At 67.6% G+C, this 26,717-nt stretch carries 23 protein-coding genes; 20 read left to right on the forward strand and 3 right to left on the reverse strand.

Annotated features, from left to right (window positions below; genetic code table 11):
* Positions 1-37: 37 nt before the first annotated feature.
* The 4 genes from B4E96_RS01185 (at position 38) to B4E96_RS01200 (ending at position 6,438) form a co-directional block, all read left to right on the forward strand.
* Positions 38-3,580 (forward strand): efflux RND transporter permease subunit, encoded by a 3,543-nt coding sequence (locus tag B4E96_RS01185; protein WP_286956098.1) that lies wholly within the window; start codon positions 38-40, stop codon positions 3,578-3,580.
* A complete protein-coding gene (locus tag B4E96_RS01190) occupies positions 3,577-4,359 on the forward strand; it encodes a CPBP family intramembrane glutamic endopeptidase (RefSeq protein WP_286956099.1) in 783 nt (260 codons plus the stop codon). Before B4E96_RS01185 ends, B4E96_RS01190 begins: the two co-directional genes overlap by 4 nt.
* A gap of 353 nt (positions 4,360-4,712) precedes the next feature.
* Positions 4,713-5,663: an ABC transporter ATP-binding protein gene (locus tag B4E96_RS01195; protein WP_286956100.1), complete on the forward strand. Its 951-nt coding sequence runs from the start codon at positions 4,713-4,715 to the stop codon at positions 5,661-5,663.
* The gene (locus B4E96_RS01200) at positions 5,656-6,438 is read left to right on the forward strand and encodes an ABC transporter permease (RefSeq protein ID WP_286956102.1); all 783 of its coding nucleotides are present in this window, start codon (positions 5,656-5,658) and stop codon (positions 6,436-6,438) included. Before B4E96_RS01195 ends, B4E96_RS01200 begins: the two co-directional genes overlap by 8 nt.
* 68 nt (positions 6,439-6,506) lie before the next feature.
* Here B4E96_RS01200 and B4E96_RS01205 read toward each other — a convergent pair whose 3' ends face one another.
* Positions 6,507-7,148 carry a VOC family protein gene (locus tag B4E96_RS01205; RefSeq protein WP_286956104.1) on the reverse strand — a complete coding sequence of 214 codons (642 nt, stop codon included), beginning with the start codon at positions 7,146-7,148 and terminating at the stop codon, positions 6,507-6,509.
* Positions 7,149-7,382: 234 nt separating this feature from the next.
* Positions 7,383-7,871 carry an inorganic diphosphatase gene (locus B4E96_RS01210; RefSeq protein WP_286956105.1) on the reverse strand — a complete coding sequence of 163 codons (489 nt, stop codon included), beginning with the start codon at positions 7,869-7,871 and terminating at the stop codon, positions 7,383-7,385.
* Positions 7,872-8,031: 160 nt separating this feature from the next.
* Between B4E96_RS01210 and dacB the strand changes: the two genes are divergently transcribed.
* The 16 genes from dacB (at position 8,032) to B4E96_RS01290 (ending at position 26,225) form a co-directional block, all read left to right on the forward strand.
* Positions 8,032-9,474, forward strand: a complete 1,443-nt coding sequence (dacB, locus tag B4E96_RS01215) for a D-alanyl-D-alanine carboxypeptidase/D-alanyl-D-alanine endopeptidase (RefSeq protein ID WP_286956106.1) — start codon at positions 8,032-8,034, stop codon at positions 9,472-9,474.
* Positions 9,471-10,610: a zinc-dependent metalloprotease gene (locus tag B4E96_RS01220; protein WP_286956109.1), complete on the forward strand. Its 1,140-nt coding sequence runs from the start codon at positions 9,471-9,473 to the stop codon at positions 10,608-10,610. The genes dacB and B4E96_RS01220 overlap by 4 nt, the downstream gene beginning before the upstream one ends.
* Entirely contained in the window at positions 10,607-11,722 is a 1,116-nt protein-coding gene (tilS, locus tag B4E96_RS01225) for a tRNA lysidine(34) synthetase TilS (RefSeq protein ID WP_286956111.1), read from the forward strand. The genes B4E96_RS01220 and tilS overlap by 4 nt, the downstream gene beginning before the upstream one ends.
* A gap of 71 nt (positions 11,723-11,793) precedes the next feature.
* Positions 11,794-12,345, forward strand: coding sequence for a hypoxanthine phosphoribosyltransferase (hpt, locus tag B4E96_RS01230; protein ID WP_102161284.1), 552 nt, complete (start codon positions 11,794-11,796; stop codon positions 12,343-12,345).
* Positions 12,346-12,509: 164 nt separating this feature from the next.
* Positions 12,510-14,717, forward strand: a complete 2,208-nt coding sequence (ftsH, locus tag B4E96_RS01235; protein WP_286956112.1) for an ATP-dependent zinc metalloprotease FtsH — start codon at positions 12,510-12,512, stop codon at positions 14,715-14,717.
* Position 14,718: 1 nt separating this feature from the next.
* On the forward strand, positions 14,719-15,282 hold the full coding sequence (gene folE, locus B4E96_RS01240) for a GTP cyclohydrolase I FolE (protein WP_180964730.1): 564 nt from the start codon (positions 14,719-14,721) through the stop codon (positions 15,280-15,282).
* A gap of 26 nt (positions 15,283-15,308) precedes the next feature.
* Complete coding sequence (folP, locus tag B4E96_RS01245; protein WP_286956114.1) at positions 15,309-16,205, forward strand: dihydropteroate synthase; 897 nt, start codon at positions 15,309-15,311, stop codon at positions 16,203-16,205.
* Positions 16,206-16,271: 66 nt separating this feature from the next.
* Complete coding sequence (gene folK / locus B4E96_RS01250; protein ID WP_286956116.1) at positions 16,272-17,240, forward strand: 2-amino-4-hydroxy-6-hydroxymethyldihydropteridine diphosphokinase; 969 nt, start codon at positions 16,272-16,274, stop codon at positions 17,238-17,240.
* Positions 17,237-17,698, forward strand: a complete 462-nt coding sequence (locus B4E96_RS01255; protein ID WP_102161292.1) for a DUF3180 domain-containing protein — start codon at positions 17,237-17,239, stop codon at positions 17,696-17,698. The genes folK and B4E96_RS01255 overlap by 4 nt, the downstream gene beginning before the upstream one ends.
* Positions 17,695-18,249: a PH domain-containing protein gene (locus B4E96_RS01260; protein ID WP_165884587.1), complete on the forward strand. Its 555-nt coding sequence runs from the start codon at positions 17,695-17,697 to the stop codon at positions 18,247-18,249. Before B4E96_RS01255 ends, B4E96_RS01260 begins: the two co-directional genes overlap by 4 nt.
* The gene (locus tag B4E96_RS01265; RefSeq protein ID WP_286956121.1) at positions 18,249-20,084 is read left to right on the forward strand and encodes a PH domain-containing protein; all 1,836 of its coding nucleotides are present in this window, start codon (positions 18,249-18,251) and stop codon (positions 20,082-20,084) included. Before B4E96_RS01260 ends, B4E96_RS01265 begins: the two co-directional genes overlap by 1 nt.
* Entirely contained in the window at positions 20,081-20,980 is a 900-nt protein-coding gene (locus B4E96_RS01270) for a Rossmann-like and DUF2520 domain-containing protein (protein WP_170273208.1), read from the forward strand. Before B4E96_RS01265 ends, B4E96_RS01270 begins: the two co-directional genes overlap by 4 nt.
* A 97-nt stretch (positions 20,981-21,077) precedes the next feature.
* Positions 21,078-22,610, forward strand: coding sequence for a lysine--tRNA ligase (gene lysS, locus B4E96_RS01275; RefSeq protein ID WP_286956122.1), 1,533 nt, complete (start codon positions 21,078-21,080; stop codon positions 22,608-22,610).
* A gap of 132 nt (positions 22,611-22,742) precedes the next feature.
* Positions 22,743-23,003 (forward strand): hypothetical protein, encoded by a 261-nt coding sequence (locus tag B4E96_RS01280; RefSeq protein WP_286956124.1) that lies wholly within the window; start codon positions 22,743-22,745, stop codon positions 23,001-23,003.
* 22 nt (positions 23,004-23,025) lie between these two features.
* Positions 23,026-23,367: a histone-like nucleoid-structuring protein Lsr2 gene (locus B4E96_RS01285; RefSeq protein ID WP_286956125.1), complete on the forward strand. Its 342-nt coding sequence runs from the start codon at positions 23,026-23,028 to the stop codon at positions 23,365-23,367.
* A gap of 236 nt (positions 23,368-23,603) precedes the next feature.
* Positions 23,604-26,225, forward strand: coding sequence for an ATP-dependent Clp protease ATP-binding subunit (locus tag B4E96_RS01290; protein WP_286956126.1), 2,622 nt, complete (start codon positions 23,604-23,606; stop codon positions 26,223-26,225).
* 61 nt (positions 26,226-26,286) lie between these two features.
* Here the strand turns inward: B4E96_RS01290 and B4E96_RS01295 are convergent, their stop codons facing one another.
* Complete coding sequence (locus B4E96_RS01295; protein WP_286956129.1) at positions 26,287-26,505, reverse strand: hypothetical protein; 219 nt, start codon at positions 26,503-26,505, stop codon at positions 26,287-26,289.
* Positions 26,506-26,717: the final 212 nt, after the last annotated feature.

Below are 26,717 nucleotides of genomic sequence, written 5' to 3' on the forward strand. Positions count from 1 at the left end.
TCAAGCGTTCGCTGCACCCCACATGTGAAGGACCCGCATGAACCTGCTCACCCGTGTGAGTCTGCGCAATCGAGCGCTCATCGCGCTCATCTCCGTCATCGCGATCGGCTTCGGACTCATCGCCACCGCGCAGATGAAGAAGGAGCTCTTCCCCGACCTGCAGCTGCCGCAGGCCTTCGTTACCACCAGCTACGAAGGCGCCACTCCCGAGGCGGTTGAGACTGAGGTGACCGAGCCGCTGGAGGCGGCCCTCAACAACGTCGCCGAGGTCGAAAGCGTCTCCTCGGTCTCGACCTCCGGGTCCTCCCAGGTCATCGTCGAAACGAAGTACGGCACCTCCTCCGATGAGATCGTCCGCCAGCTGCAGCGCGCCGTCTCCCAGATCCAGCCCCAGCTGCCGGACGGCTCCGAGCCCGAGGTGTTCGCCGCCTCGACCTCGGACATCCCGGTGGCGATGCTCACCGTCACCGGCGGCGACAACCCCGAGGCGCTCGCCCAGGAGCTCGACGACGTCGCGGTGCCCGAGCTCAAGCGGGTCGAAGGGGTGCGCGATGTCGAGGTCACCGGTGCGCCGGAGAAGGAAGTCGTCATCGACGTCGATGAGGACAAGCTCGAAGACGAGGGCCTGAGCGCCGATGTGCTCGCCGGCATCCTGCAGTCCAACGGCATCCCCACCTCGGCTGGGGATCTGCTCGACGGCGACGCGACCACGCCGGTGACCGTCGGGGCGCGGCTGACGACCGTCGAGCAGATCGCCGACCTCGCCCTGCCCGGCGCCGATGAGCCGGTGCTGCTCAAGGACGTCGCCGATGTCGAGATGCGCGAAGCGGACGTGCAGACGATCTCGCGCACGAACGGCGAACCTGCGCTGTCGCTGACGATCATGAAGAAACCCGATGGCAGCATCGTCGACATCTCCGACGGTGTCAGCCAGGCGCTGCCGGACATCGAAGAGAAGATGAGCGACGATGTCGCGTTCCACACCGTGTTCGACCAGGCGCCGTTCATCAAGCAGTCGATCGACGACCTCGTCAACGAAGGCGTGCTCGGTCTCGTCTTCGCCGTCGTCGTCATCCTCATCTTCCTGCTCTCCGTCCGCGCGACCGTCATCACCGCGATCTCGATCCCGCTGTCGCTGCTCGTCACGCTGCTGACCCTGTGGCTGAGCGGCTACAGCCTGAATATGCTCACGATCTCGGCGCTGACGATCTCGATCGGCCGCGTCGTTGACGACTCGATCGTCGTCATCGAAGCGATCCGCCGCCGCCACTCCCAGGGTGGGACGAAGTTCGCCTCGATCATGGGGGCGGTCTCCGAGGTCGCTGGTGCCATCACCGCCTCGACGCTCACGACGATGGCCGTCTTCGTGCCGATGATCTTCGTCGGCGGACAGACCGGCGAGATGTTCCGGCCCTTCGCGCTCACCGCCGCGATCGCCCTGGCCTCCTCGCTGCTCGTGGCGCTCACGATCGTGCCGGTGCTCGCCTACTGGTTCCTGCGCGCCCGCGAATCCCGCGTCAAACTCAGCCGCGAGCAGAAGCAGCAGATCCGCACGACTCGCACCGCGAACCTGCGCGAGTGGAAGAAGGAGCGCAAGGCCGCCCGCAAGCGCCCGCTCTCCATCGACCAACCAGCCGGCCGGCACGCCACGAGCGAACTGCCGGTGATCCCGGAGTCCGCTGGGGCCGCAGCTGCCGCCGCTGAGGCGGGGGCCGCCTCGGGTGCGGGAGGCGAGGAGGGTGCCCCCGACGAGCTCGCGGCGCTGCGCTCGCCGGTCACCCGCCTGCAGAAGACCTATGTGCCGTTCATCTCCGCATCGACGAAGCACCCGGTCATCACGCTCGTCGTGGCGGTGCTCGTGCTCGTGGGCACCGGATTCATGATCCCGCAGCTCAAGACCGAGCTGTTCCCCGATACGGGGCAGGACTTCCTGCAGATCGATCAGGCCTTCGAGCCCGGCAGCTCGCTGGAGGAGACGAGCGACCAGGCTGCGAAGGTTGAGGAGATCCTCGCCGGGTATGACGAGATCGAGTCCTATCAGCTGTCGATCGGCGATACGTCGATGGGCGGCGACTCGACCTCGGCGATGCACATCCTCAACCTCAAGCCCGGCACGAGCATCAAGGCGCTCTCCGGCAAGCTCGACGACGACTTCGAGGAGCTTGAGGGCGCCGGCGAGGTCACCGTGCTCAGCGACGCCGCCGGCGGCATGAGCAACGACATCGAGATCTCGGTGACCGGTTCGGACAACGACAAGCTCGCCACCGCAGCTGAGGACCTCGTCGCGGCGATGCGCGACCTCGATGAGGTGCAGAGCGCGACGACCGACCTGGAGGACACGCAGCCGACGATCGAGGTCGACATCGACCGGAAGAAGGCCGCCGAGGAGGGCCTCGACGAGGCGACGATCGGCCAGATCGTGCAGCGGGCCGTCAACGGCCAGCAGATCGGCGATGTCGTCATCGACAACCTCGGCCACCGCGTCGTGCTGCATGCCGGCGACGTCAGCAGCGTCGAGGAGCTCGAAGACCTCGAGATCCCGCTCAGCGCCCAGGCTGCCGGTCCCGGCGGTCCGGGCGCAGGCCAGGGTGCTGAGGGCGCGCTGCCGCCGGGAGTCCCGGCGCCTGCGCCGGAGCCGGAGACTGAGACGATTGCGCTCAGTGAGATCGCCGAGGTCAAGCGCACCGAGACTCCGGCCCAGATCCGCCATACGGAGGGCCAGCGCTCGGTGACCGTCACGGTGACGCCTGCCGGCAGTGACCTGGGAGCGGCCAGCCAGGCGGTGCAGCAGGCGGCCGACGAGGTCGACACTCCGCAGGGTGTGACCGTCGACTTCGGCGGTGCGACCGCGGAGCAGCAGGAGGCGTTCACGCAGATGGGACTCGCGCTGCTGGCGGCGATCCTCATCACCTTCGTCATCCTGGTGGCAACCTTCAAGTCGCTGCTGCAGCCGCTCATCCTGCTCGTGTCGATCCCGTTCGCGGCGACCGGCTCGATCGGCCTGTCGCTGCTGACCGATACGCCGCTGGGCATGACGTCGATGGTCGGCCTGCTCATGCTCGTGGGCATCGTCGTGACGAACGCGATCGTGCTCATCGACCTCATCAACCACTTCCGCCGTCACGGCGTGGAGCTGCGCACCGCGATCATCCACGGTGCCCGGCTGCGCTACCGGCCGATCCTCATGACCGCTGCGGCGACGATCTTCGCGCTCGTGCCGATGGCGCTGGGGATCTCCGGTGAGGGCATGCTCATCTCCAAGCCGCTGGCGATCGTCGTCATCGGCGGCCTGGTGAGCTCGACGCTGCTGACCCTCATCCTCGTGCCGGTGCTGTACCTGCTGCTCGAAAGCGTCAAGGAGCGCCGCACCGAACGCCGTGCCATCAAGGACATGGCCCGCTCGCACGTCATCGACGAGGCCGAGGCCGCCGCCGAGCGCCAGGCGGCAGAGGCGACGGTCAAGGCCGAGGCGACCGCCACCTCGGGCACGGGCGCAGCCGAGACCTCGGGCACGGCCGCCACAGACACCTCGAGCACGGACGCAGCCGAGACCTCGGGACCGAAGCAGAAGCCGGAGTGATCCGTCCGCGCTTCGGTGCCGAGCTGCTCATCGTCGCTGCGCTGTCGCTGGGGAAGTCAGCGGCGTATGCGGTGGTGAACCTGCTCGACACCGTCTCGCGGGGGCCGCTGGCTGAGGCGCAGGCGAAGCTCAACACGGAGGCCGCGTCCCGGCCGTGGTTCGATCTGACCTACCAGCTTATGGGCATCGGGTTCGCGCTCGTGCCGGTGCTGCTGGCGATCTGGCTGATGAATCGCGACACCCTCTACAAACAGGCCGGCAGCCTCGATGCCGATGCTGATACCCGCCCGGCGCTGACCCGCATGGGCTTCGACTTCCATGCGCCTGCTCGCGACACGGCGTGGGGGCTCGGCCTGTTCTTCGTCATCGGCATCGGCACACTCGGTGTGTACTTCGCCGGCCGGCTCACCGGGCTGACAGCCGAGGTGCTGCCGAACAATCTGGGCGCCTACTGGTGGACGATCCCAGTGCTCATCCTCTCGGCGGCCAAGAACGGCATCCTCGAAGAAGTGCTGCTGCTCGGCTACGGGTTCGACCGGCTGGCGAAGATGCGCCTCTCGCCGTGGGTCATCATCCTCGGGCTCGCGCTCATGCGCGGCAGCTACCACCTGTACCAGGGGATCGGCCCATTCACCGGCAACGTCCTCATGGGCCTCATCTTCGGGGCCGTTCATCTGCGGTATCGGCGCGTCATGCCCTTCGTCATCGCCCATACCGTCATCGACGTCGTCGGCTTCCTCGCGCCCGAGGTGTTGGCGACGGTCGACCCGCTGGGCTGAGCCCGGTGCTGGGCTGCCCGGTGCTGGGCTGCCTCAGCGAGCCGCGAGCCTCACAGCGAGCCGCTGCGCCGAGCTCTCTGCACGTGCCGCTTCGATGGGGTGCAGGCGTGGCGCTCCTCACATAGGATTGAAGGCAACCCGCAGAGAGGACATCGACGCCGACGAGACAGCGACGCCGGCCGCCGGCTGCAGCTCACAGCCTGACGCACCCAGACTCCAACCCGATGATCCCCAAGCTCCGCTATCCCCAAGGAGGAGTTCTTCATCATGAGGACCGCGACGACGCGATCCCCGCATGACGCCGGCCAGCCGCATGGCCACCCGATGTCATCCCGCAGATTCGGGGCATCACGATGAGTGAATCGGCAGTCATCGCGCAGTCGCTGCAGAAGTCCTACCCAAGGGGAGGCGAGTCGTTCAGAGCGGTGGACGAGATCAGCTTCGAAATCCCCTCCGCCGGGATCTATGGCCTGCTCGGTCCGAACGGAGCGGGCAAGTCGACCACCCTGGAGATGATCGCCGGGTTGCGCAAGCCTGACGGCGGCTCTGTGTGGGTACTCGGACTCGATCCGTTCCGCGACCGGGGCGCGATCACCCACCGTCTGTCCATCCAGCCTCAGAAGGCCGCGCTGTTTCAGCATCAGACGGTCAGAGAGCTCCTGCGCACATGGGCGTCCTTCTATCCGCGGGCCCACACAGCAGACGACATCATCGACGCCCTCGCATTGGGGGCCTCGGCCACGACCCGGGTCGCGAAGCTGTCAGGCGGTCAGCTTCAGCGACTGTTGATCGGCACGGCCATCATCTCCAAGCCCGATGTGCTCATCCTCGACGAGCCGTCAGCCGGACTGGACCCGAACGCCCGCGACGATCTGTGGCGGGCGATTCGTGCCGAAGGCGAACGCGGAGCCACCGTCATCCTCTCGACCCATTCGATGGAGGAGGCCGAAGCGCTCTGCGATTCGCTCATGATCCTCAACGAGGGAACGATCGTGGCAAACGGCACTTCGCAGGCCCTCATCAGCCAGCATGCCTCCGGCAGCACGGTCACCTTCGATCCGTCCAGCTCCCGGCTCGCGGATTTCGACGCCGATGCTGAGCTGCGCGCACTCATGACCTCCTCTACCCGAACAGATCACGGGGCGCGCACTGAGGTCGCCGTTGAGACCGAACAGGCCGAGCACTTCCTCAAGAGCCTCATGAGTTCGGACCTGGCCACCGACGTGCAGAACCTCACAACTACCACTGCCGGACTCGACAGCGTCTTCAAGAAGGTCGCAGGAAGGGCGTTCGACGATGACTGATGCTGCTGTGCGCACCCCTGAAGCGATGTCCTGGCCGCGCATCCGCGCTCTGCTGGGACTGCAGCAGCGTGAGCTGCTCCGGGACAAACGGAACTTCTGGTTCGCCTTCCTCTTCCCCTTCGTCCTGCTGGGGATGTTCCTGCTCATCTTCGGTTCGGTGGGCTCATATGAGGACGGCACAAGCGCGACCGATCAGGTGATCGCTATGACGCTGTTCATGGGCGTCACATCGGTCGCCTTCGTCGCCACGGCATCGCCGCTTGCGACCGTGCGTCGCGACGGAGTCCTCAGACTGCTGGGCACCACACCTGTCACGCGGCTGGAGTTTCTGCTCACACACATGCCGGTCCGTCTGGCAGTCGTAGTCGTCCAGGTGCTCATCATCCTGGCGATCGGTGTCGCGCTCGACGCTCTCGAACCGAGCCGGATCCTGCCCGCTCTGGGCGTCTGCCTGCTGGGACTGACGATGTTCGGGGCGCTGGGCTATCTTCTGGGAGGTGTCATGCCCGGCCCTGATTCGGCATCGAATATGAGCACGCTCGTGCAGCTTGCCGCGTTCTTCCTCTCAGGCCTCGTCTTTCCGCTCGACTCCTTCCCGAAACCGGTCGAAGCGGTTCTCACCTATCTTCCCTTCACATTCTTCGCCGATCTTCTGACCGGCGCCCTCATGAACGTGGACACCAGCCACCCGTGGTGGCTGTCAGCGCTTGTGATCATGGCGACTGCAGTCGTCATCAGCGTCATCGCTGCACGCGTCTTCAAATGGGAGGAATGACCGCGCCATCCTGTGGTCGCTCTTCCGGCCATTCCTGGTCGAGTCGAGCCTCACAGCACGACAGAGCCTCAGATCGTCACCGCGCCCTGCGGGGTCTCGAAGGTCACCGACATAAGACCGGGCGTGCCGTGCGGGGAGTCCCAGTCGATGCCGATCTCGGAGATCGGCTTCTTGTCCTGGGTGCCGAGCCAGTCGCGCAGCCGGTCGCGGTCGCCGGCGATCTTGAGCGAGGTGATCGACACACCGCAGCCAGCACCGCGGGCCGAGGGATGGTCCTCGGTCGGGGAGACCCAGCGGATGAAGAACGGCAGCTGCGGATCGGCGATGAGGCCCTTGACGCCGATCTGCTTCCACAGCAGCTCGACGCCGGTGTCGGGCGTGCGGTTGCCGTCCACGGCCTTGCGCTCGAGGCGCTCCTCGACCGGGTCGAGGTCATCGACGGCCACGCACCAGCCCATCCAGCCGCCGCCGAGTTCGCTGCGGGCGCGCACCGCCTGACCGAACGGCGTCGACAGTGCGGCAGGGTGTTCGAGGGCTTCGACGACCTCGACATAGTGCCCGTCGGCGAGCGGGAAGATGAGATTGCGGGTGCCGAAGCGCGGATGCACGCCGCCGTCGTAGGCCTCGATGCCCAGCTTTTCGGCGATTCTGGCCGCGGTCTTCTCGTAGCCGTCGGGTTCGCTTGCGAAGGAGACGTGGTCAAGATGCATACGTGAAGAATCCCACACTGGCAATACCTGTGCTCCTTAGCCTAGCCTAAGTCGTCTGCCGGCGGCGGTGCGCGTCGTCACGGCTCACCGGGGCCGAGGCGGTGAAGCCCCAGGTGGCACCGGCACCTCTGCTGACCGGCAGGGTGAGCAGACGTGTCCGGCGGCCTGTCCACCTCGTGGAACAGGCCGCCGGAATCAGGTGCGTCTCAGCGCCTCAGCGGGCTCAGCCGGGGGTCAGTGTCCTTCGGACTGGAAGCGCTTGATCGAGGCTTCGACCTCCGCCTCGGCTTCGGCACGGCCGACCCACGAGGAGCCCTTGACGTACTTGCCCGGCTCCAGGTCCTTGTAGTGGACGAAGAAGTGCTCGATCGCATCGAGGGTGAACTTATCGACGTCCTCGATGTCGGTGTAGGAATCCCAGCGCGGGTCGCCTGCGACCACGCCGAGGACCTTGTCATCGCCGCCGGCCTCGTCTTCCATCTTGAACATGCCGATCGGGCGCACATCGACCTGGCAGCCGGGGAACACCGACTCGGTCAGCAGCACGAGCACGTCGAGCGGGTCGCCGTCCTCACCGAGGGTCTCCTCGAAGTAGCCGTAGTCGGCCGGGTACTCCATCGAGGTGTAGAGGTAGCGGTCGAGCTTGACCCGGCCGGTCTCGTGGTCGACTTCATACTTGTTGCGCGACCCCTTGGGGATCTCGACAGTTGCGAGCAGTTCCATTGCGTCTCCTTGGTCAGCTCTGAGGTGACATCGGTCGGATGGGCGGTCGGCGGCGCTTCGGCAATCGCACCGAACTCACTTAGCATAGTGAATGCGCCGCCGGCACACTGCACCGCCCCACAGGCCGCGCTCCCTGACCGCAATGCGAAAGAACCCGACAGTGGCCCACACCCGATCCACCCGGCGCGCAGCCCGCAGCCGTCGCCGGCTCACTGCTGGCATCGCAGCCGGAGCTGCGCTGGCGCTGCTGGCCGGATACGGAGTCGCTGACGCTTACGACCGGGTGCCCGGCATTCTGACGGTGGCCGAACCGATCCACATCGACCCTGTGCCCAAACCCGAGGCCAACGCCGGCCAGCAGCAGCTCGCCAGCCCGCTGGACACCTCGGCGCCGGTGCCGGCAGACCTGGCCGGCCGGCTCGATGAGCTGTTCGACGACGAGCGGATGACCGGCAAACTCAGCATCGACATCCGCGATGCGGCCACGAACGACGTCCTCTACACCCGCGGGGAGGCCAGCGCGAAGACCCCGGCCTCGGTGACGAAGGTGCTCACCGGTGCGGCCGCGCTCTTAAGCCTCGGCGGCGAATCCCGGTTCACCACCACGGCAGCGCTGACCAGCACAGACGGCGGTTTGGCCCAGCTGCACCTCATCGGCGGCGGCGACGTGCTGCTCGGGCCAGGCGAGTCCGATCCCATGCAGGTGATGGGCCATGCCGGCCTGGCGACCCTGGCCGAGGAGACCGCCGAACAGCTCAGGGCGCGCGGCATCAGCTCCGTGCAGTTGTCAGCCGACGTCTCGCGCTACACCGGCCCGACCTACAACGACGGCTGGGAGCCTGGCGACATCGGCCATGGCTTCATCACCCACATCAGCCCGCTCATGACCGAATCCGGCTGGACGAAGCTTGAGCGCGGGGCGCCCCGGCACGCCGATCCCGTGCAGGTGGCCGTCGACCAGTTCGCCGAGGCGCTCGCCGCCCACGGCATCGACGCCGAGGTGGGCGATCCCGCCGCGGCCGGTGACGGTGCCGAACAGCTCGCCCAGGTCGAGTCCGCGCCGGTCTCAGCGGTCGTGCAGAACATGATGCTCGCCAGCGACAACGTCTCCGCCGAGGTGCTCGGCCGGGAGGTCGCGCTCGCCGCCGGCAAGCCCGGCTCCGGTGCCGAGTCGCCGCTGGCGGTCATCGAGACGCTGCGCAGCGCCGGACTCGACACCGGGTCGATCGCACTGGAGGACGTCTCCGGGCTCAACTACGGCAACCGGATCTCCGCCCACGACCTCACCACTCTCATCCAGGCCGCGGCCGCCTCCGACGGCGACCTCTCCAGGCTCATCCCCGGCATGCCCGTCGGCGGGCTGTCGGGCACCCTGGCCGAACGCTACGAGGACCCGGAGACGACACCGGCCGCCGGGCGGGTCAACGCCAAGACCGGCACACTGCGCACGGTCACGAGCCTGGCCGGCACCGTGCTCACCGCTGACGGCCGGCTGCTCGTCTTCTCCCTCATGGCCGACGACCTGCAGCCGGGCACGGCTGGACGCGGACGCGAGGTCTTCGACGAAGCCGTCACCCTGCTCGCAGAATGCGGCTGCTCATGACCACACCTCGCCCTCACGACCCGGCAGCTTCCGGCTGGGTGTCCGTCGACGCCGTCCGCCAGACCGCAGCCGAACTCCTCGGCGCCGGCCGGCTGCCCGAACCGGACGACGCGGCAGCGCTGGTCGAGGAGCTGCGCGAGGACGCTGAGACCGCTATCGACCTCGTGCTCACCGTCATGCGGATGGACACCGAGACCGACACCCGGATCCGGCGCCGGCTGGCCGAAGGCCGCACGCTCATCGTCGACCGGCTCAGCTGGGTCGAGGCCAACGCCCAGTCCTTCGGCCGCGTGCTTGCCGACGCCGCAGCAGCCACCGGGACGCCGGACCCCAGCCGCGCCCAACGGTGGGCGAGCTCGGTGGAGATGGGCGCAGCTCTGGCGATCGTCGGTTCGCGGGTGCTCGGCCAGTTCGACCCCTTCACCGCTGACGGCCGGCTGCTGCTCGCAGCCCCGAACATCCTCACCGTCGAACGCGAACTCGAAGTCCCCGCCCGCGACTTCCGGCTGTGGGTCGCCGTGCACGAACGCACCCACCACGTCCAGTTCGCCGCCGCCCCCTGGCTGCAGGCACACCTGCAGGAGCGGATGCAGGCCTTCCTCGCCCCCGTCATCAGCGGCTCCCTGCCTGGCCGATCCCGTCAGCCCGCCGGTATCGAGAATCCCGGGCTCGTCGAGACCCTCGCCGCGCTCGCCCGCGCGCTCAGAGACGACACAAGCATCATCGACACGCTCATCGGGCCCCGGCATGCCGAACTGCTCGATGAGGTCACCGCGCTCATGAGCCTGCTTGAAGGCCACGCCGATGTCGTCATGGACGCTGTCGGCCCCGGCGTCATCCCGAGCGTGCGCCGCATCCGCGCAGCCTTCGACGCCCACCGGCACTCGGCCACCGGCATCAAGGCGGTCATCAACCGGGTACTCGGCATCGACGAGAAGCTCGCCCAGTACACCCGCGGTGCCGCGTTCGTCCGCGCCGTCGTGCGCACACGCGGCCACGCCGGGCTCAACCGCGTGTGGGAATCCCCGGAGAACCTGCCGAGCTTGTACGAGATCGAGCACCCCGCCGACTGGGTCGCCCGCATCCTCGACGCCCCGGAGCAACCAGGCCCGCTGAGCCCGCCGGAGCAGATGTGACCGGCAGGCGCCCGCGGCTCGATGCGGCCACGGCCGCGATCCGGAATGCGCTGCGCAGCTTCCTCGACACCGCCGTCGCCCGCCTGCCCGCCTCTGATTCCACAGCTGAGCCTGCCGCCGGCGATCCGGTCCGGCTCATCATCGCCGTCTCCGGGGGAGCCGACTCCCTGGCCCTGGCCGATGCCGCCGCCTTCCTCACCACCCGCCCCGCAGGCCTGACAGCAGCCGGCCGGCCCATCGAGATGACAGCAGCGACCGTCGACCACGGCCTGCAGCCAGCCACCGCCGAGGTGTGCGCGACCGTGCGCGATCACCTCACCGACCGCGGCCTGCCGACCACCGTCCTCACCCACCCGGTCACCACCGGACCGGAGGGCCTCGAAGCCGCCGCCCGCACCACCCGCTACACAGCACTCGACGAGCACCGCCGCCAGCTCGGCGCTGCCGCCGTGCTCACCGCCCACACCCGTGACGACCAAGCCGAAACCGTGCTCCTCGGCATGGCCCGCGGGTCCGGCGCCCGCTCACTGGCCGGGATGCGGGCTGTCAGCACCGTCGCCGGGTGCCCGGTGTGGCGGCCGCTGCTGGACATCACCCGTCAGCAGACCACCGCCTCGGCTGCGGCACGGCACCTGCCCGTCTGGCACGACCCGATGAACGACGACCCCGCCTACGCCCGGGTGCGGGCCCGCCAGCAGGCATTGCCGGCACTCGAAGCCGCGCTCGGCCCCGGCATCGCCGACGCACTCGCCCGCACCGCCGGGCAGCTCGCCGCCGACACCGACGCACTCGATCACTGGGCCGCAGACGCCAGCGCCACCCACACCTCGGGCACGGAAACCCACGCGAGCCTGGCCGCGCTGCCGGCAGCGATCCGCACCCGCGTGCTGCGCGCCTGGCTGCACACGGGCACTGGCCGGGCTCAGGAGGTCACCGCGGCCCACATCTCCGCCGTCGACGATCTGGCCACCGGCCGCAGGCGCGGCAAGGTCTCCGTGCCAGCCGCCGCCGAGGTGGTGCGAACCAGGCGCGGACAGGGTCCCGCAGGCCTGCGGTTCCAGCCAGCCGACCGCCGTGAGAACGATGCGCCACCGGCTGCCGATAGGCGCTAGTGTTGGTCACGAACGGCAACAGGCATCAGCGCAGGGCGACGCGTCGCCGGCGGACAAGGAGCTGACCCACTGTGGATGAAAAGGACCTCGGCACCGACATCGAGCGGATTCTCGTCACCGAAGCACAGATCAAGCACCGGCTCGTCGAGCTGGCAGCCGACATCGACCGCGACTACGAAGGCAAGGACGTCCTGCTCGTCGGCGTGCTCAAGGGCGCAGTCATGGTGATGGCCGACCTCGCACGCGCGCTGCACTCGCCGCTGCGGATGGACTGGATGGCAGTGTCCTCCTACGGCTCGGGCACCAAGTCCTCCGGTGTCGTGCGGATCCTCAAGGACCTCGACACGGATCTGAAGGACCAGCATGTGCTCATCGTCGAGGACATCATCGACTCCGGCCTGACCCTGTCCTGGCTGCTGGCGAACCTTCGCTCGCGCGGGGCCGCCTCCGTCGAGATCTGCACGATGCTGCGCAAGCCCGAGGCCCTTAAGGTCGACATCGACGTCCGCTATGTCGGCTTCGATGTGCCCAACGAGTTCGTCATCGGCTACGGCCTCGACTACGCCGAGAAGTACCGCAACGTGCCCTTCGTCGCCACCCTGGCGCCGCACGTCTACGCCTGAGCCGAGGCGGTCGCCGGCCTGCATGGGCAGGTGCGGGTGTGATTCAGCGGCTTTCCGGAATATCCCACTAGGCTGAGCTCTTGTATCCTCAGGGGGTCACGCCTCAGCGGGCCCTGCACCCGGCGCACCTGAGCCCTGAGCACACATGAGTCCTGGAAGGATCAATGGCAGAAACGAAGAAGAACCGCCCGACGATGAAGAAGCTGGCGCGCGGACCGCTCGTGTGGATCCTGCTGGCGATCATCATCGTCTCGATCGGCACGATGCTCATCGGCGGCGGCGGATTCCAGCGCATCGACACCAACCAGGGCCTCAAGCTGCTCGCCGATGACAAGGTCGAGCAGGTCAAGATCATCGACAACGACCAGCGCGTCGACCTCGTGCTCAAAGAGGAGTTCAAGCACGAGGACAAGAACTACGGCAAGAACGTCCAGTTCTTCTATGTCGAACCCCGCGGCGAGGACGTCGTCAAGGCCGTCAACGATGCCGCACCTGAGAAGGGCTACACCGATGAGGTGCCCAAGCAGGGCTGGTTCACCAGCCTGCTCATCAACCTGATCCCCTTCGTCATCATCTTCCTGGTCTTCTGGTTCCTGCTCTCCCAGATGTCCGGTGCCGGGCGCGGGATCATGAACTTCGGCAAGTCGAAGGCCAAGCTCGTCAACAAGGAGCACCCCGACGTCACCTTCGCCGACGTCGCCGGTGTCGACGAGGCACTCGAGGAGCTCGAGGAAATCAAGGAGTTCCTCGCCGAGCCGAAGAAGTTCCAGGACGTCGGCGCGAAGATCCCCAAGGGCGTGCTGCTCTACGGTGCACCGGGCACCGGCAAGACCCTGCTCGCCAAGGCCGTCGCCGGTGAGGCAGGGGTGCCGTTCTACACGATCTCCGGTTCGGACTTCGTTGAGATGTATGTCGGTGTCGGCGCCTCCCGTGTGCGCGACCTGTTCGAACAGGCGAAGAACAACTCGCCGTGCATCATCTTCATCGACGAGATCGACGCTGTCGGCCGCCAGCGCGGCGCCGGCATGGGCGGCGGTCACGATGAGCGCGAGCAGACGCTCAACCAGCTGCTCGTCGAGATGGACGGCTTCGACGCCACCACCAACGTCATCCTCATCGCCGCGACCAACCGCCCTGATGTCCTCGACCCGGCGCTGCTTCGCCCGGGCCGCTTCGACCGGCAGGTCCAGGTCGAGGCTCCGGACATGAAGGGCCGCCAGCACATCCTGCAGGTCCACGCCCGCAACAAGCCCCTGGCCCCGAACGTCGACCTGGCGATGGTCGCCAAGCGCACCCCGGGCTTCTCCGGTGCTGATCTGGCCAATGTGCTCAACGAGGCAGCCCTGCTGACGGCGCGTTCGTCGAAGACCGTCATCGACATGGAGATCATCGACGAGGCCATCGACCGCGTCATCGCTGGCCCGCAGAAGCGCACCCGTCTCATGAACGACAAGGAGCGCCTCGTCACCGCCTACCACGAGGGCGGTCACGCACTCGTGGCAGCGGCGATGAACGACACCGACCCGGTGACGAAGGTGACGATCCTGCCGCGCGGACGGGCCCTGGGCTACACGATGGTGCTGCCGAGTGAGGACCGCTACTCGACGACCCGCAATGAACTGCTCGACCAGCTCGCCTACGCGATGGGCGGCCGGGTGGCTGAGGAGATCGTCTTCCACGACCCGACCACCGGCGCCTCGAACGACATCGAGAAGGCGACCTCGATCGCCCGCAAGATGGTCACCCAGTACGGCATGAGCGAGAAGCTGGGCATGGTCAAGATCGGCGATGAGTCCTCCGAGCCGTTCGCCGGCAAGGGCTACGGCCACGACGACACGTATGCGGATCAGACGATGCAGACCATCGACGCCGAAGTCCGCGCCCTCATCGACGACGCGCATGCCGACGCCTACTGGGCGCTGACAGCCAACCGCGACATCCTCGACCGGCTCGCCTACGAGCTGCTCGACAAGGAGACCCTCGACCAGCACCAGCTGCAGGAGATCTTCGCCGAGGTGCGCAAGCGCGACAAGCGCGAGGTGTGGCTGGCCCACGACGACCGGCCGGTCTCCGACCGTCCGCCGATCGAGGTGCCCCCGCGCCGCCAGACCGACGAGGATGCCCGCACCGGTTCGCACGCCAGCGGCCTGGACGCACCCGGCACACCGGGCGCACCCGCCGGCCAGCCCGGCCAGCCGGGCGTTGGGCAGCCGGGTCACCCGCAGCCCCCGCATGAAGGCCAGCCGGGCACCCCGGGACAGCCGGGACCGGCCCAGCCGCCGCAGCCCCCGCACCCGGGTCAGCCGGGCCAGCCCCCGCATCCGGGTGAACCCGGCCAGCCGCCGCAGGGCCCCTGGCAGGACGGGCGCTGAGATGGTCGACCAGCCGCGCATCGAGGCGGCGGTCAGGGAGATCCTCCTCGCAGTCGGGGAGGACCCTGACCGCGACGGCCTGCGTGACACCCCCGCCCGGGTGGCGCGCTCCTATGAAGAGGTCTTCTCCGGCCTGCACAAGGACGCCGCCGATGTCCTCAGGGTCGTCTTCGACGTCGGTTACGACGAGATGGTGCTCGTGCGTGACATCGAGATGTACTCGACCTGCGAGCACCACCTCGTGCCCTTCCACGGCTCGGCCCACATCGGCTACATCCCAGGACCCGAGGGCAAGGTGACCGGGCTGTCGAAGCTCGCCCGCCTCGTCGAGATCTACGCCCGCCGCCCGCAGATCCAGGAACGGCTCACCAGTCAGATCGCCGACGCGATCGTCGAGCACCTCGAACCGAGAGGTGCGATCGTCGTCATCGAAGCCGAGCACCTGTGCATGTCGATGCGCGGGGTGCAGAAGCCTGGGGCGACGACGATCTCCTCAGCCGTGCGCGGCCAGCTGCGCGACGCCGCCTCCAGGGCTGAGGCGATGAGCCTCATCCTCGGCCGCTGAGCCCACCTCAAGCGAAGGAGCAGCTGATGCGCACCCAGATCATGGGCGTCCTCAACGTCACCCCCGACTCGTTCTCCGACGGGGGCCGGTGGTTCGACTTCAGTGCGGCCGTCGACCACGGCCTCCAGCTGCTGGCCAACGGTGCCGACATCATCGACATCGGCGGCGAATCGACCAGACCCGGCAGCACCCGGGTGTCGGCCGAGGAGGAAGCCCGCCGCGTCATCCCCGTCATCAGGAAACTCGCCGCCCAGGGCGCGGTCATCAGCATCGACACGATGCGCGCCGACATCGCCCGCCAGGCCATCGACGCCGGTGCGGCGATCATCAACGATGTCTCCGCCGGCCAAGCCGAAGCCGCGATGCTCAAAGCCGCAGGCGAAGCCGGCGTGCCGATCATCCTCATGCACTGGCGCGGACTGCTCTCCGACGCGACCGCCCGCTACCACTACGACGACGTCGTCGCCGAAGTCCAGGCCGAGCTCACCGAGCGAATCGAGGCCGCCCGCACCGCCGGAGTCGCCGATGAGGACATCATCATCGACCCCGGCATCGGGTTCTCGAAGAACGCCGAGCACAACTGGCAGCTGCTCGCCCAGATCGAACGCTTCACCGAACTCGGCCCCCGCCTGCTCGTGGCTGCCAGCCGCAAACGGTTTATCTCCACCCTGCTCGGGGCCGAGAAGTCCGATGACATCCCGCTTGCCGACCGCGATGCCGCGACCGCCGCGATCACCGCGATCTCCGCCCAGGCAGGTGCGTGGGCGGTGCGCGTGCACGAACCGCGCGCCTCACTCATCGCCGCACAGGTCGCCGAGGCGATCAGCGCCCACCGGCCCCACACGCGCCCGCTGCCACTCGACCTGCCGGAGAACCCGGCCACCGCCTCGGGCACGGAAATCCGGCCCTCCTGGCCGACCTGAGCCCAGAGCGCGAAACCGCCGGGCGCAGTACGGTAGAGACCAACGACGACACGACAGGGAGACACAGTGGCCGACCGCACGCGCGCAGGCGACGCCATCACGCTGACCGGGCTGACGGTCTACGGCTACCACGGCGTGTTCGACTTCGAGCGCCGCGAAGGCCAGGACTTCATCGTCGACGTCACCCTGCACACCGACACCCGCGCGGCAGCCGCCTCCGATGCGCTCGTCGACACCGCCGACTACGGCACCCTGGCCGAGGACATCGCCGCGATCATCGCAGGTGAGCCGCTCAACCTCATCGAAACGCTCGCCGAGCGCATCGCCGATCACTGCCTCACCGTCGCGGATTCCGCGACCGTCACCGTGCACAAACCCGGCGCCCCCGTGCCGGTCGCCTTCGACGACGTCAGCGTCACCATCACCCGCCCCGCACCCGAGGCACCGGCCGGCTCCCTGCCCGCGCCCGAGGCGGGGGACACCCGCGCCGAGAGCACCGGCCTGCAGGCGGTGCTCGGTCTCGGCGCCAACCTCGGCCAGCCGCTCGAGGCGCTGCGCGCGGCGCTCAGCGCGCTTCACCTCCACCCGGACATCAGCGTCGATGCCGCCTCGACGGCCTTTGCGACCAAGCCGGTCGGTGGAATCGACCAGCCCGACTTCACCAATGCCGTGGCGATCGTGACGACCGAACTGTCACCGCTGCAGCTGCTCGGTGTGTGCCAGGGCATTGAACTCGCCCACGGCCGGACCCGTGAGACCCGCTGGGGCCCGCGCACCCTCGACATCGACCTCATCCGCTGCACCCGCACCGGCAGCCTCGACGACGCGGCCGCCGAGATCACCTGCGAGACCGGCCAGCTCGTCCTGCCTCACCCGCGGGCCGCCGAACGCGCCTTCGTGCTTGCCCCCTGGGCCCAGCTGCGCCCTGATGCCACGGTGGCCACCGCCTCGGGCACGGTGCCGCTCAGCACCGCACTCACCCGCGCCGACGACGGCGGCGGACTGCGCGATACCGGTGAGGCGATCGGGTTATGACGCAGACGAAACCGGCCCAGCTGCTGACCTGGGGGATCCTCGGCATCATAGTGGCGCTCGGCTTCAACTACATCTGGGAGTCCCTCGGCCAGGCGCTGCCGGGCCTGCCGTGGCCGGCGATCATCGGCATGCTCGCACTGTCGATCGTGCTGCTGATCCTCGGCTGGCCGATCAAGAAATGGAACGACGGTGACCGCACCAAGGAACTCGACCACGTCAAAGCCGCCCGCGTGGCGATGATGGCCAAGGCCGCAGCACTTGCCGGGTCGCTGCTGACCGGCTGGTACCTCGGAGGCACCATGTACCTCGTCGTCAGCGCCGCCGGCGTGCGCGCCGAACAGGCCGGCGGGATGCTGCTGGCCGTCGCAGCCGCCGCCATCGTCATGGTCGTCGGGCTCGTCGTCGAGTCCTTCTGCCAACTCCCACCCGACGACACTGCAGGAGCAGATACCGCATGAGCATCCCCGCCCCACCACCGCAGCCGCCCCGCCAGCCGGAGCCACCCCAACGCCCGGTGCAGCCGGGCCCGCTGCCCCCGCCCGAGGCCGGGGTCGCCTTCCAGCCGGTGGACCGCAAGTACGCCTACGCCCGGCTGCTGACCGAGGCGATCTTCCTGGTCGGCGCACTCATCGTCGTCCTCGTCGTCGGCATCCTGTTCTGGAAGCCGCTGATGTGGATCGGCCTGCCGGTCATCGCCGCCTGGGCGATCTTCGCCGTGTGGCTCATCTTCCGGCAGACGAAGGCTCTCGGTTACGCCGAACGCGCCTCCGATCTGCTCGTGCGCCACGGCATCATGTTCCACACCACCTCAGTCGTGCCCTACGGCCGGCTGCAGTACGTCGAAGTGTCCTCCGGGCCGATTGAGCGGATGTTCGGCCTGGCTGGCGTCGAGCTGCACACCGCCTCGGCCTCAACCGACGCGACGATCCCCGGCCTGCCGCGCGCCGAGGCCGAACGGCTGCGCGATGAGCTGGCCACTCGCGGTGAGTCCCAGCTGGCAGGCTTGTGATGGCCCATCCCGAACCCGGCCAGCCCCAGAACGTCCAGCCGGACGTCCCGCCGTCGGTTGTCGACGCCCCGACCGGTGACGCCGGTTGGACGCGCGTCCACCCGCTGACCCCGGCGATCAACCTCGTCGCGATCATCGTGGCGGTCATCGCCGGCCTCATCGCCTTCGGCCAGTCGGTCCTCGACTCGATCATCCGGGCGATCCGCGAAGGCCGCCCACCGGACATGGGCTTCTTCGCCTGGATGGGCCAGAACGGGCTGCTGTGGGTGGCCGCGGCAGCACTGGCTGTCCTGCTCATCATCGGGCTGCTCAACTACCTGCTGTGGCGGGCGATGGCCTACCGCGTCGACGACGAAGCCGTCTACCTGCGCGAGACCCTCATCAGCCGCAAACTGCGCTCCGCCCGCCTCGACCGCGTCCAGTCGATCGACGTCTACCAGAAGATCCTCCCGCGCATCTTCGGGCTGGCCGGCCTCGTCTTCGACGTCGCCGGCGGCTCGGATTCGAAGATCGAGATCGCCTACCTCACCCGCAGCCAGGCCGAGAGCCTGCGCGCGGAGATGCTCACCCGGGTGCGGGCAGCCAAGCAGCGCACCGCGCCCGAGGCGCCGGGCACCCAGGCAGGCGCGCCCGCCCCCGCAGACGGTGCCGTCGACGGCCAGGTGCCCACCGCCTCGGGAACGGGGGAGGGGACCGCGATCACCCAGCCGGATGTCCATGCCCGTGAGCTGCGCACCGGCGACACGCTCGGTGCGCGCGTCATGCGCGCCGTGCACGGGGCCGCCGGCGAGGTGACCGCCGATGCCGAGCAGACGCTGCACGAGGTGCTCGCCCCGTACCGGGTGAGCCCGCGCACCGATGCCGAGGGGCGGATCGTGCGGATCCCCGCCCACATCGTCATCCTCTCCCAGCTCTTCACCCTCGGGGTGATCCTCTTGGGGCTGCTGCTCATCGCCGCGGCCGGGTTCTTCATCGTCATGGCCGTCTTCTTCCCCGGCCGGATCAGCCTCACGATCGCGCTGAGCTTCCTGCCGGCGATCTTCGGCCTCCTCGCCTACGCGCGGAGCACCTTCACCAACGCGAACTTCTCCGCCAGCCTGTCCGAGGACGGCCTGCAGGTGGCCCGCGGGCTGCTGTCGACCTCCCGGCGCACGATCCGGCTTGAGCGCATCCAGGCGGTGCGGATGAGCCAGCCGCTGCTGTGGCGGCTGACCGGCTGGTGGAAGGTCGAGTTCAACATGGCCGGCGGGGAGACCGGCGACGGGGACGGCGACAACGTGCTGCTGCCAGTCGGCAGCCGCGAGCAGGCGCTCATGATGCTCGCCCTCGCCCTGCCCGATCCGCAGCCGTCCGACGGCATCGACGCCCACACTCTCTTCGCCGCCGCGATGTACGGCGATGAGGCTGCCAAGATCACCGATGCCGACCCGGCTGCGCTCGCCACTGTCGAGCAGCGCTTCGTCGGCCAGCCGCCCTCCAGCCGGTGGCTCGACCCGCTGACGTACAAGCGCAACGGGTGGACGGTGACCGGTTCGATGCTCATCATCCGCTCCGGCTGGCTCACCCGCCAGGTCACCTGCACCCCGCACGCCCGCGTGCAGTCGATGCGCTGGCACCAGGGCCCGCTGCAGCGCCGCTTCGATCTCGCCAGCATCAACCTCGACTCGACCGCCGGGCCGATCGCCGCCTGCGTGCTGCACCAGTCGATCCCGGTCAGCTGGCAGTTCTTTTTCGACCACGCCGAACGCACCCGCTCCGCCCGCGAAGTCCTCGACGGCCGGACACCGGCAGCAGCACAGCAGACGACACCACAGCACGAGGGAGGAACGGTATGAACCACGAGGACCAGACCCGGCTGGGCATCGGCATCGTCGGCTGCGGACGAGTCGGAGCCGTCATGGGCAATGCGCTGCGCGCAGCCGGACACGCGATCATCGGCACGACCGCCTCCTCCCAGGCCTCCCGCGACCGCGCCGAGGCGATGCTGCCCGAGGTGCCGATCCTCGAGATCGAGACCCTTGTCGAACGCGCCGAACTCGTCCTGTTCACCGTCAGCGACGATGTGCTGGCCGAACTCGTGGCCGGGCTGGCGAAGCTCGGCTGCTTCAAACCCGGCCAGATCGTCATGCACTGCGCGGGCATGTACGGCACCGAGGTGCTCGGCCCCGCCGCCGCATCCGGAGCCTTCACCATCGCCCTGCACCCCTCCCTGTCGTTCACCGGCACCTCCGTCGACCTGCCGCGCCTGCGGGAGGCGACGATCGCAGTGACCGCGGCCAAGCCGGTGCTGCCGATCGGACAGGCGCTCGTCGTCGAGATCGGCGCTGAGCCGATCATCGTCGCCGAAGCCGACCGGGCGCTCTACCACGCGGCCATCGCCCATGCCGCCAACCACACCGTCGCCACCCTCAGCCAGTCACTCGACGTGCTCACCAGCCTCGGCATCGACGACCCCGCCCGGGTGCTGCGCTCACTCGTCGAAGCGAGCGTGTCCAACACCCTGCAGGCCGGGCCCTCGGCACTGACCGGGCCGGTCAGCCGCGGCGACACCGGCACGGTGGCCGCCCACCTCGACGCCCTGGCTGAGTACAGTGTCGCCGCAGGCTCCCTCGACGTCGCTGACGCCTACACCGCGATGGCCAAGGCCACGATCGCCCGGGCGCTGACCAACGGAACCATCACCACCGAGCAGGCCCGGGCCATGCACGAGCTGCTGACCGAACGCGACTGACCTCCCGAACGTGACCCACGCCTCGGGCACGGGCCCCGCAGCGGCAGGCGAACCTGTGGATTCGTTGACAGGCGGGCGCACTTAGTACCCTGGAGGCATGCCAGAGAACGTCACGGCACCGGCTGGTGCGCCCGAAGAGACCCCAGAACACCTCGACCCCGAACAGCAGCGCATCCGCAAGGCCAAGCGCGCCCGGCTGCTCGAGTCAGGTCAGCAGGCGTACCCGGTCACCGTCGAACGCACACACACGCTCGCCGAAGTGCGCGCCGCCCACCCGAACCTCGAACCCGGTGAGGAGACCGAGGACGTCGTCGGCGTGGCCGGCCGCGCCGTGTTCGTGCGCAACACCGGCAAGCTGTGCTTCGTCACCCTGCAGTCCGGCGACGGCACCCGCCTGCAGGGGATGCTCTCGCAGAAGGTCGTCGGCGCCGAGCGGCTCGAAGACTGGAAGTCCGACGTCGATCTGGGCGACCACGTGTTCCTGCACGGCAACGTCATCAAGTCCAAGCGCGGCGAGCTCTCCGTCATGGTCGACGAGTGGGCGATCGCAGCCAAGGCGCTGCGCCCGCTGCCGGCCCTGCACACCGAGCTGACCGACGAGACCCGGATCCGCCAGCGCTACCTCGACCTCATCACCCGCGAGCAGGCGCGCTCGACCGTGCAGACCCGGGCGAAGATCGTCAAGTCGCTGCGCTCGACCTTCGACGACGCCGGCTTCACCGAGGTCGAGACGCCGATGCTGCAGACGCTGCACGGGGGAGCGGCGGCCCGGCCGTTCCGCACGCACATGAACGCCTACGACATCGACCTGTTCCTGCGCATCGCCCCGGAGCTGTACCTCAAGCGCGCTGTCGTCGGCGGGCTGGAGAACGTCTTCGAGATCAACCGCAATTTCCGGAATGAGGGTGCTGATTCCACGCATTCCCCGGAATTCGCAATGCTGGAGGCATATCAGGCATACGGCGATTACCATTCGATCGCCAAGCTCACCCAGGAGCTCATTCAGAATGCCGCCAAGGATGCCGTGGGATCGCTCACCGTCACCTTGTCCGACGGCACCGAATACGACTTCGGCGGTGACTGGGCTGTCGTGAGCATGTACGAATCGCTGTCCGAGGAAGCCGGGCGCGATGTGACTCCGGACACAAGCATTGAAGAGCTCTCTGCTATTGCCGATGAGCACAATGTCGATCTCGAAGGCGTATTCCGCTCACACGGCAAATACGTCGAAGAGCTGTGGGAGCACTTCTATTCCGACCGTCTGTGGGCACCGACGTTCGTCGTCGATTTCCCCGTCGACACCTCACCGCTGGTCCGCGCCCACCGGGACAAGCCCGGCGTGGTGGAGAAATGGGATCTCTATGTGCGCGGCTTCGAACTGGCCACCGGTTATTCCGAGCTCGTCGACCCGGTCGTGCAGCGCGAGCGCTTCGAAGCCCAGGCCAAGGATGCTGCCCGCGGTGACGACGAGGCGATGCGCCTGGACGAGGACTTCCTCATGGCCATGGAATACGGCATGCCGCCCAGCGGCGGAATGGGCATGGGAATCGACCGGCTCATCATGGCGCTCACCGGCCTGGGAATCCGCGAGACCATTCTCTTCCCATTCATCAAGCCGATTGAGAATTGAGCGCAGTCGGGCAGATGAAAGACCAATGCACATTGAGTCAGGCGACCGGGAGCTGAACGATATTCGTGTGATTCACACCCAGACAATGTCGATAAAGATATGCACAAGAGCCGTTAAGGGTTAGGATCAGTTGTGGAATACATCAAAGTCCTTCTGCCATCGCTGTGTGTGGCGCTGCTGTTCTGGTACGTTATTCGTGCCATCATCCGCGCCGACAGCATCGAACGGCGGGAAATGGACCGGTATTACGCCGATCTAGAAGATTCGGAGAAACAGGGCGAGAACCGCCCGGGCGATTCCGCTGCTGCAGCGCCGAACACGGTGATAGAAACAGAACCTGAACCTGAATCCGGCTCCGTGACCCGGGATGCAGAGGACACCTCGCCTCATTGATCAGCATCGACGAAAGGCTCTTATGGCACGCGAAATGAAGCTTGTGCTCACCGACGACTTCGACGGCACGGACGCAGCCGAGACGGTGTCGTTCTCCATCGACGAGGGACACTACGAGATCGAGCTCTCGAGCGAGAACGCAGCCAAGCTGCGTGAAGCCCTCGCCCCGTTCATCGAGCGCGCCCGCCGGGTCGCCAACCCGGCACGCGGCACCCGCAGCGGCAGCGGACGCAGCCGCCGCTCGGCAGGCTCGCGCTCGGACACCGCCCAGATCCGCAAGTGGGCCCAGGACAACGGCTACGAGGTCTCCGACCGCGGCCGGATCCCCAGCGAGATCATCGAGGCCTACGACAACGCCCACTGACCCCAGGCCAGCGGCACTTTCTGTGCCGACCTGAGCACCGCCTCGGGAACGGAGCCTGACATAAGCGGGCCCAGCCACTCCGGCTGGGCCCGCTGCGGTGTTCTTAGGGCGGGTTCCCAGCCGATCCGCACTGAATTTCGCCATGAGCCGAATGGCGTTCGGCTGACGGCGAAACGGCAATAAATCCGACGCCGCCTTGGTTAGAGTCAGAGGAATCGACAGACCGAGGAGGGCAAATGTTTGAGCGGTTTACGGATCGTGCCCGTCGCGTAGTGGTGCTTGCGCAGGAAGAGGCAAAGATCCTCAAGCACAACTACATCGGCACGGAGCACATCCTGCTCGGCCTCATCCACGAGGGTGAGGGCATCGCAGCAAAGGCTCTGGAAGGTATGGGCATCTCACTCGAGCAGGTGCGCGACCAGGTCACCGAGATCATCGGCCAGGGTCAGCAGGCCCCCAGCGGCCACATCCCCTTCACCCCACGGGCCAAGAAGGTCCTGGAGCTCAGCCTGCGCGAAGCGCTGCAGCTGGGCCACACCTACATCGGCACCGAGCACATCCTGCTCGGCCTCATCCGCGAAGGCGAAGGCGTCGCCGCCCAGGTGCTCGTCAAGCTCGGCGCGGACCTGGCGCGCGTACGCCAGGAAGTCATCAAGCTCATCTCCGGCTACCAGGGCAAGGAGCCCGTCGGCGCGACCAGCGGCGGCCGCGAAGAGGGAACCCCCTCCGGCTCGCTCGTACTCGACCAGTTCGGCCGGAACCTCACCGCTGCCGCCCGCGAGGGCAAGCTCGACCCGGTCATCGGCCGCACCGAGCAGATGCAGCGCGTCATGCAGGTGCTCTCGCGTCGCACGAAGAACAACCCTGTCCTCATCGGCGAGCCCGGCGTCGGCAAGACCGCCGTCGTCGAGGGCCTGGCCCAGGCGATCGTGCGCGGCGACGTGCCCGAGATCCTCGAGGACAAGCAGCTCTACACGCTCGACCTCGGCTCGCTCGTCGCCGGCTCCCGCTACCGCGGTGACTTCGAGGAACGGCTGAAGAAGGTGCTCAAGGAGATCCGCACCCGCGGCGACATCATCCTGTTCATCGACGAGATCCACACGCTCGTCGGCGCAGGCGCTGCCGAGGGCGCGATCGACGCCGCCTCGATCCTCAAGCCGATGCTCGCCCGCGGTGAGCTGCAGACGATCGGCGCGACGACCCTTGATGAGTACCGCAAGAACATCGAGAAGGACGCGGCCCTCGAGCGCCGCTTCCAGCCGATCCAGGTCCCGGAACCGAACCTGTCGGATGCGATCAAGATCCTCAAGGGCCTGCGCGATCGCTACGAGTCCCATCACAAGGTCACGATCACCGATGCCGCACTGGCTTCGGCGGTCAACCTCTCCGACCGCTACGTCAACGACCGGTTCCTGCCGGACAAGGCGATCGACCTCATCGACGAAGCCGGAGCGAAGCTGCGCATCTCGCGGCTCTCCGCCCCGCCGGAGCTCAAGGAGCTCGACGAGAAGATCGCTGAGGCCCGCCAGCGCAAGGAAGCTGCGATCGACAAGCAGAACTTCGAGCTGGCCGCCGATGAGCGCAACACCGAGATGCAGCTGCAGGCCGAGAAGGACAAGGCTGAGAAGGAGTGGCGCTCGGGCAAGAAGGACCAGTCAGCGATCGTCGACGAGGAGCTCATCGCCGATGTGCTCGCCTCGGCGACCGGCATTCCGATCTTTAAGCTCACCGAGGAGGAGTCCTCGCGTCTGCTGCGGATGGAAGACGAGCTGCACAAGCGCATCATCGGACAGAACGATGCCATCAAGTCGGTCTCGCGTGCGATCCGCCGCACCCGTGCCGGCCTGAAGGACCCGAAGCGCCCGTCCGGTTCGTTCATCTTCGCCGGCCCGACCGGCGTCGGCAAGACCGAGCTGGCCAAGGCGCTGGCGGAGTTCCTGTTCGGCGATGAGTCGGCTCTCATCTCACTCGATATGAGTGAGTTCTCCGAGAAGCACACCGTCTCGCGGCTGTTCGGTTCGCCTCCGGGCTACGTCGGCTACGAAGAGGGCGGCCAGCTGACCGAGAAGGTCCGCCGCAAGCCGTTCTCCGTGGTGCTCTTCGACGAGGTCGAGAAGGCGCACAGCGACATCTTCAACTCGCTGCTGCAGATCCTCGAAGACGGCCGCCTGACCGACTCGCAGGGTCGTGAGGTCGACTTCAAGAACACGATCATCATCATGACGACGAACCTCGGCACCCGCGACATCGCCAAGGGCCAGCAGATGGGCTTCCAGGTCGAGGGCGACACGACGACGAACTACGAGCGCATGAAGCAGCGCGTGAACGAAGAGCTCAAGCAGCACTTCCGCCCGGAGTTCCTCAACCGTGTCGATGACACGATCGTGTTCCCGCAGCTGAAGAAGGAGGAGATCGTCCGCATCGTCGATCTGTTCCTCGCACGCCTCGACGAGCGGATGGCCGACCAGGGCATGCGCATCGAGCTGACCCAGAAGGCCAAGGACACGCTCGCCGACCGCGGCTACGACCCGGTGCTCGGTGCGCGCCCGCTGCGCCGCACCATCCAGCACGATATCGAGGATCAGCTCTCCGAGCGGATCCTGTTCGATGAGCTGCGCTCGGGTCAGACGGTCTACGTCGACGTCGAAGGTGAGGGCACCGATGCGGTGTTCACCTTCCGCGGCGTCGAGGAGGATCGCGTCCCGGTGAAGGTCGGTGCGGATTCGGCTGAGGATGAGGAGGGCACGGGAGCCATTCCCGAGGCGGACACCGCCAATGCCGCTGCCGCCCGGTCCGATGACACGCCCGGTGACGGCGGCCAGGCGCACGCCGAATCGGCAGGCACCCAGGAGCTGTAAGCCTGAGCAGTGAGAAGGGGCCGGTGGGGTTCATCCCCGCCGGCCCCTTTCGCGTGCCCGCTCAGCTGTCGTCCGTGTCGATCCTGAGGGTGACATCGCCGTTCTCATCGAGCATGGCGGTGCCCTCTGGCCTGATGTACAGCTCTTGTTCGAAGCGCTCGGGAGCATCGCCGAACCGGCTGCGCAGGCCGCTGATCTGTGCCGTGCCGGAACGCTCCCCGCTCAACCGCCAGCCGTCCTCAGCCGACTCACCGCGGAGCTCGGACCTGACTTGGCTCACGGTTGTCTTGCTTTCGGTGCTTTGGTTCCGTGACCTGGAGCTTTGTTTGTGATTTCGTGCTTTTTCACGCACTAACGGGGGTCGTTTAGAGTCGTGGGATGGTGTTCATCCGGCGGGTCCGCACGAAGTCCGGGGCGACTGTGGTGCAGGTGGCTGAGTATTGGCGCGGTCGGCAGCGCATCATCAAGCATATCGGGTCGGCGCATACCGAG

Source organism: Brevibacterium sp. UBA7493 (genome assembly GCF_002479565.1).
Classification (GTDB): Bacteria; Actinomycetota; Actinomycetes; order Actinomycetales; family Brevibacteriaceae; genus Brevibacterium; species Brevibacterium luteolum.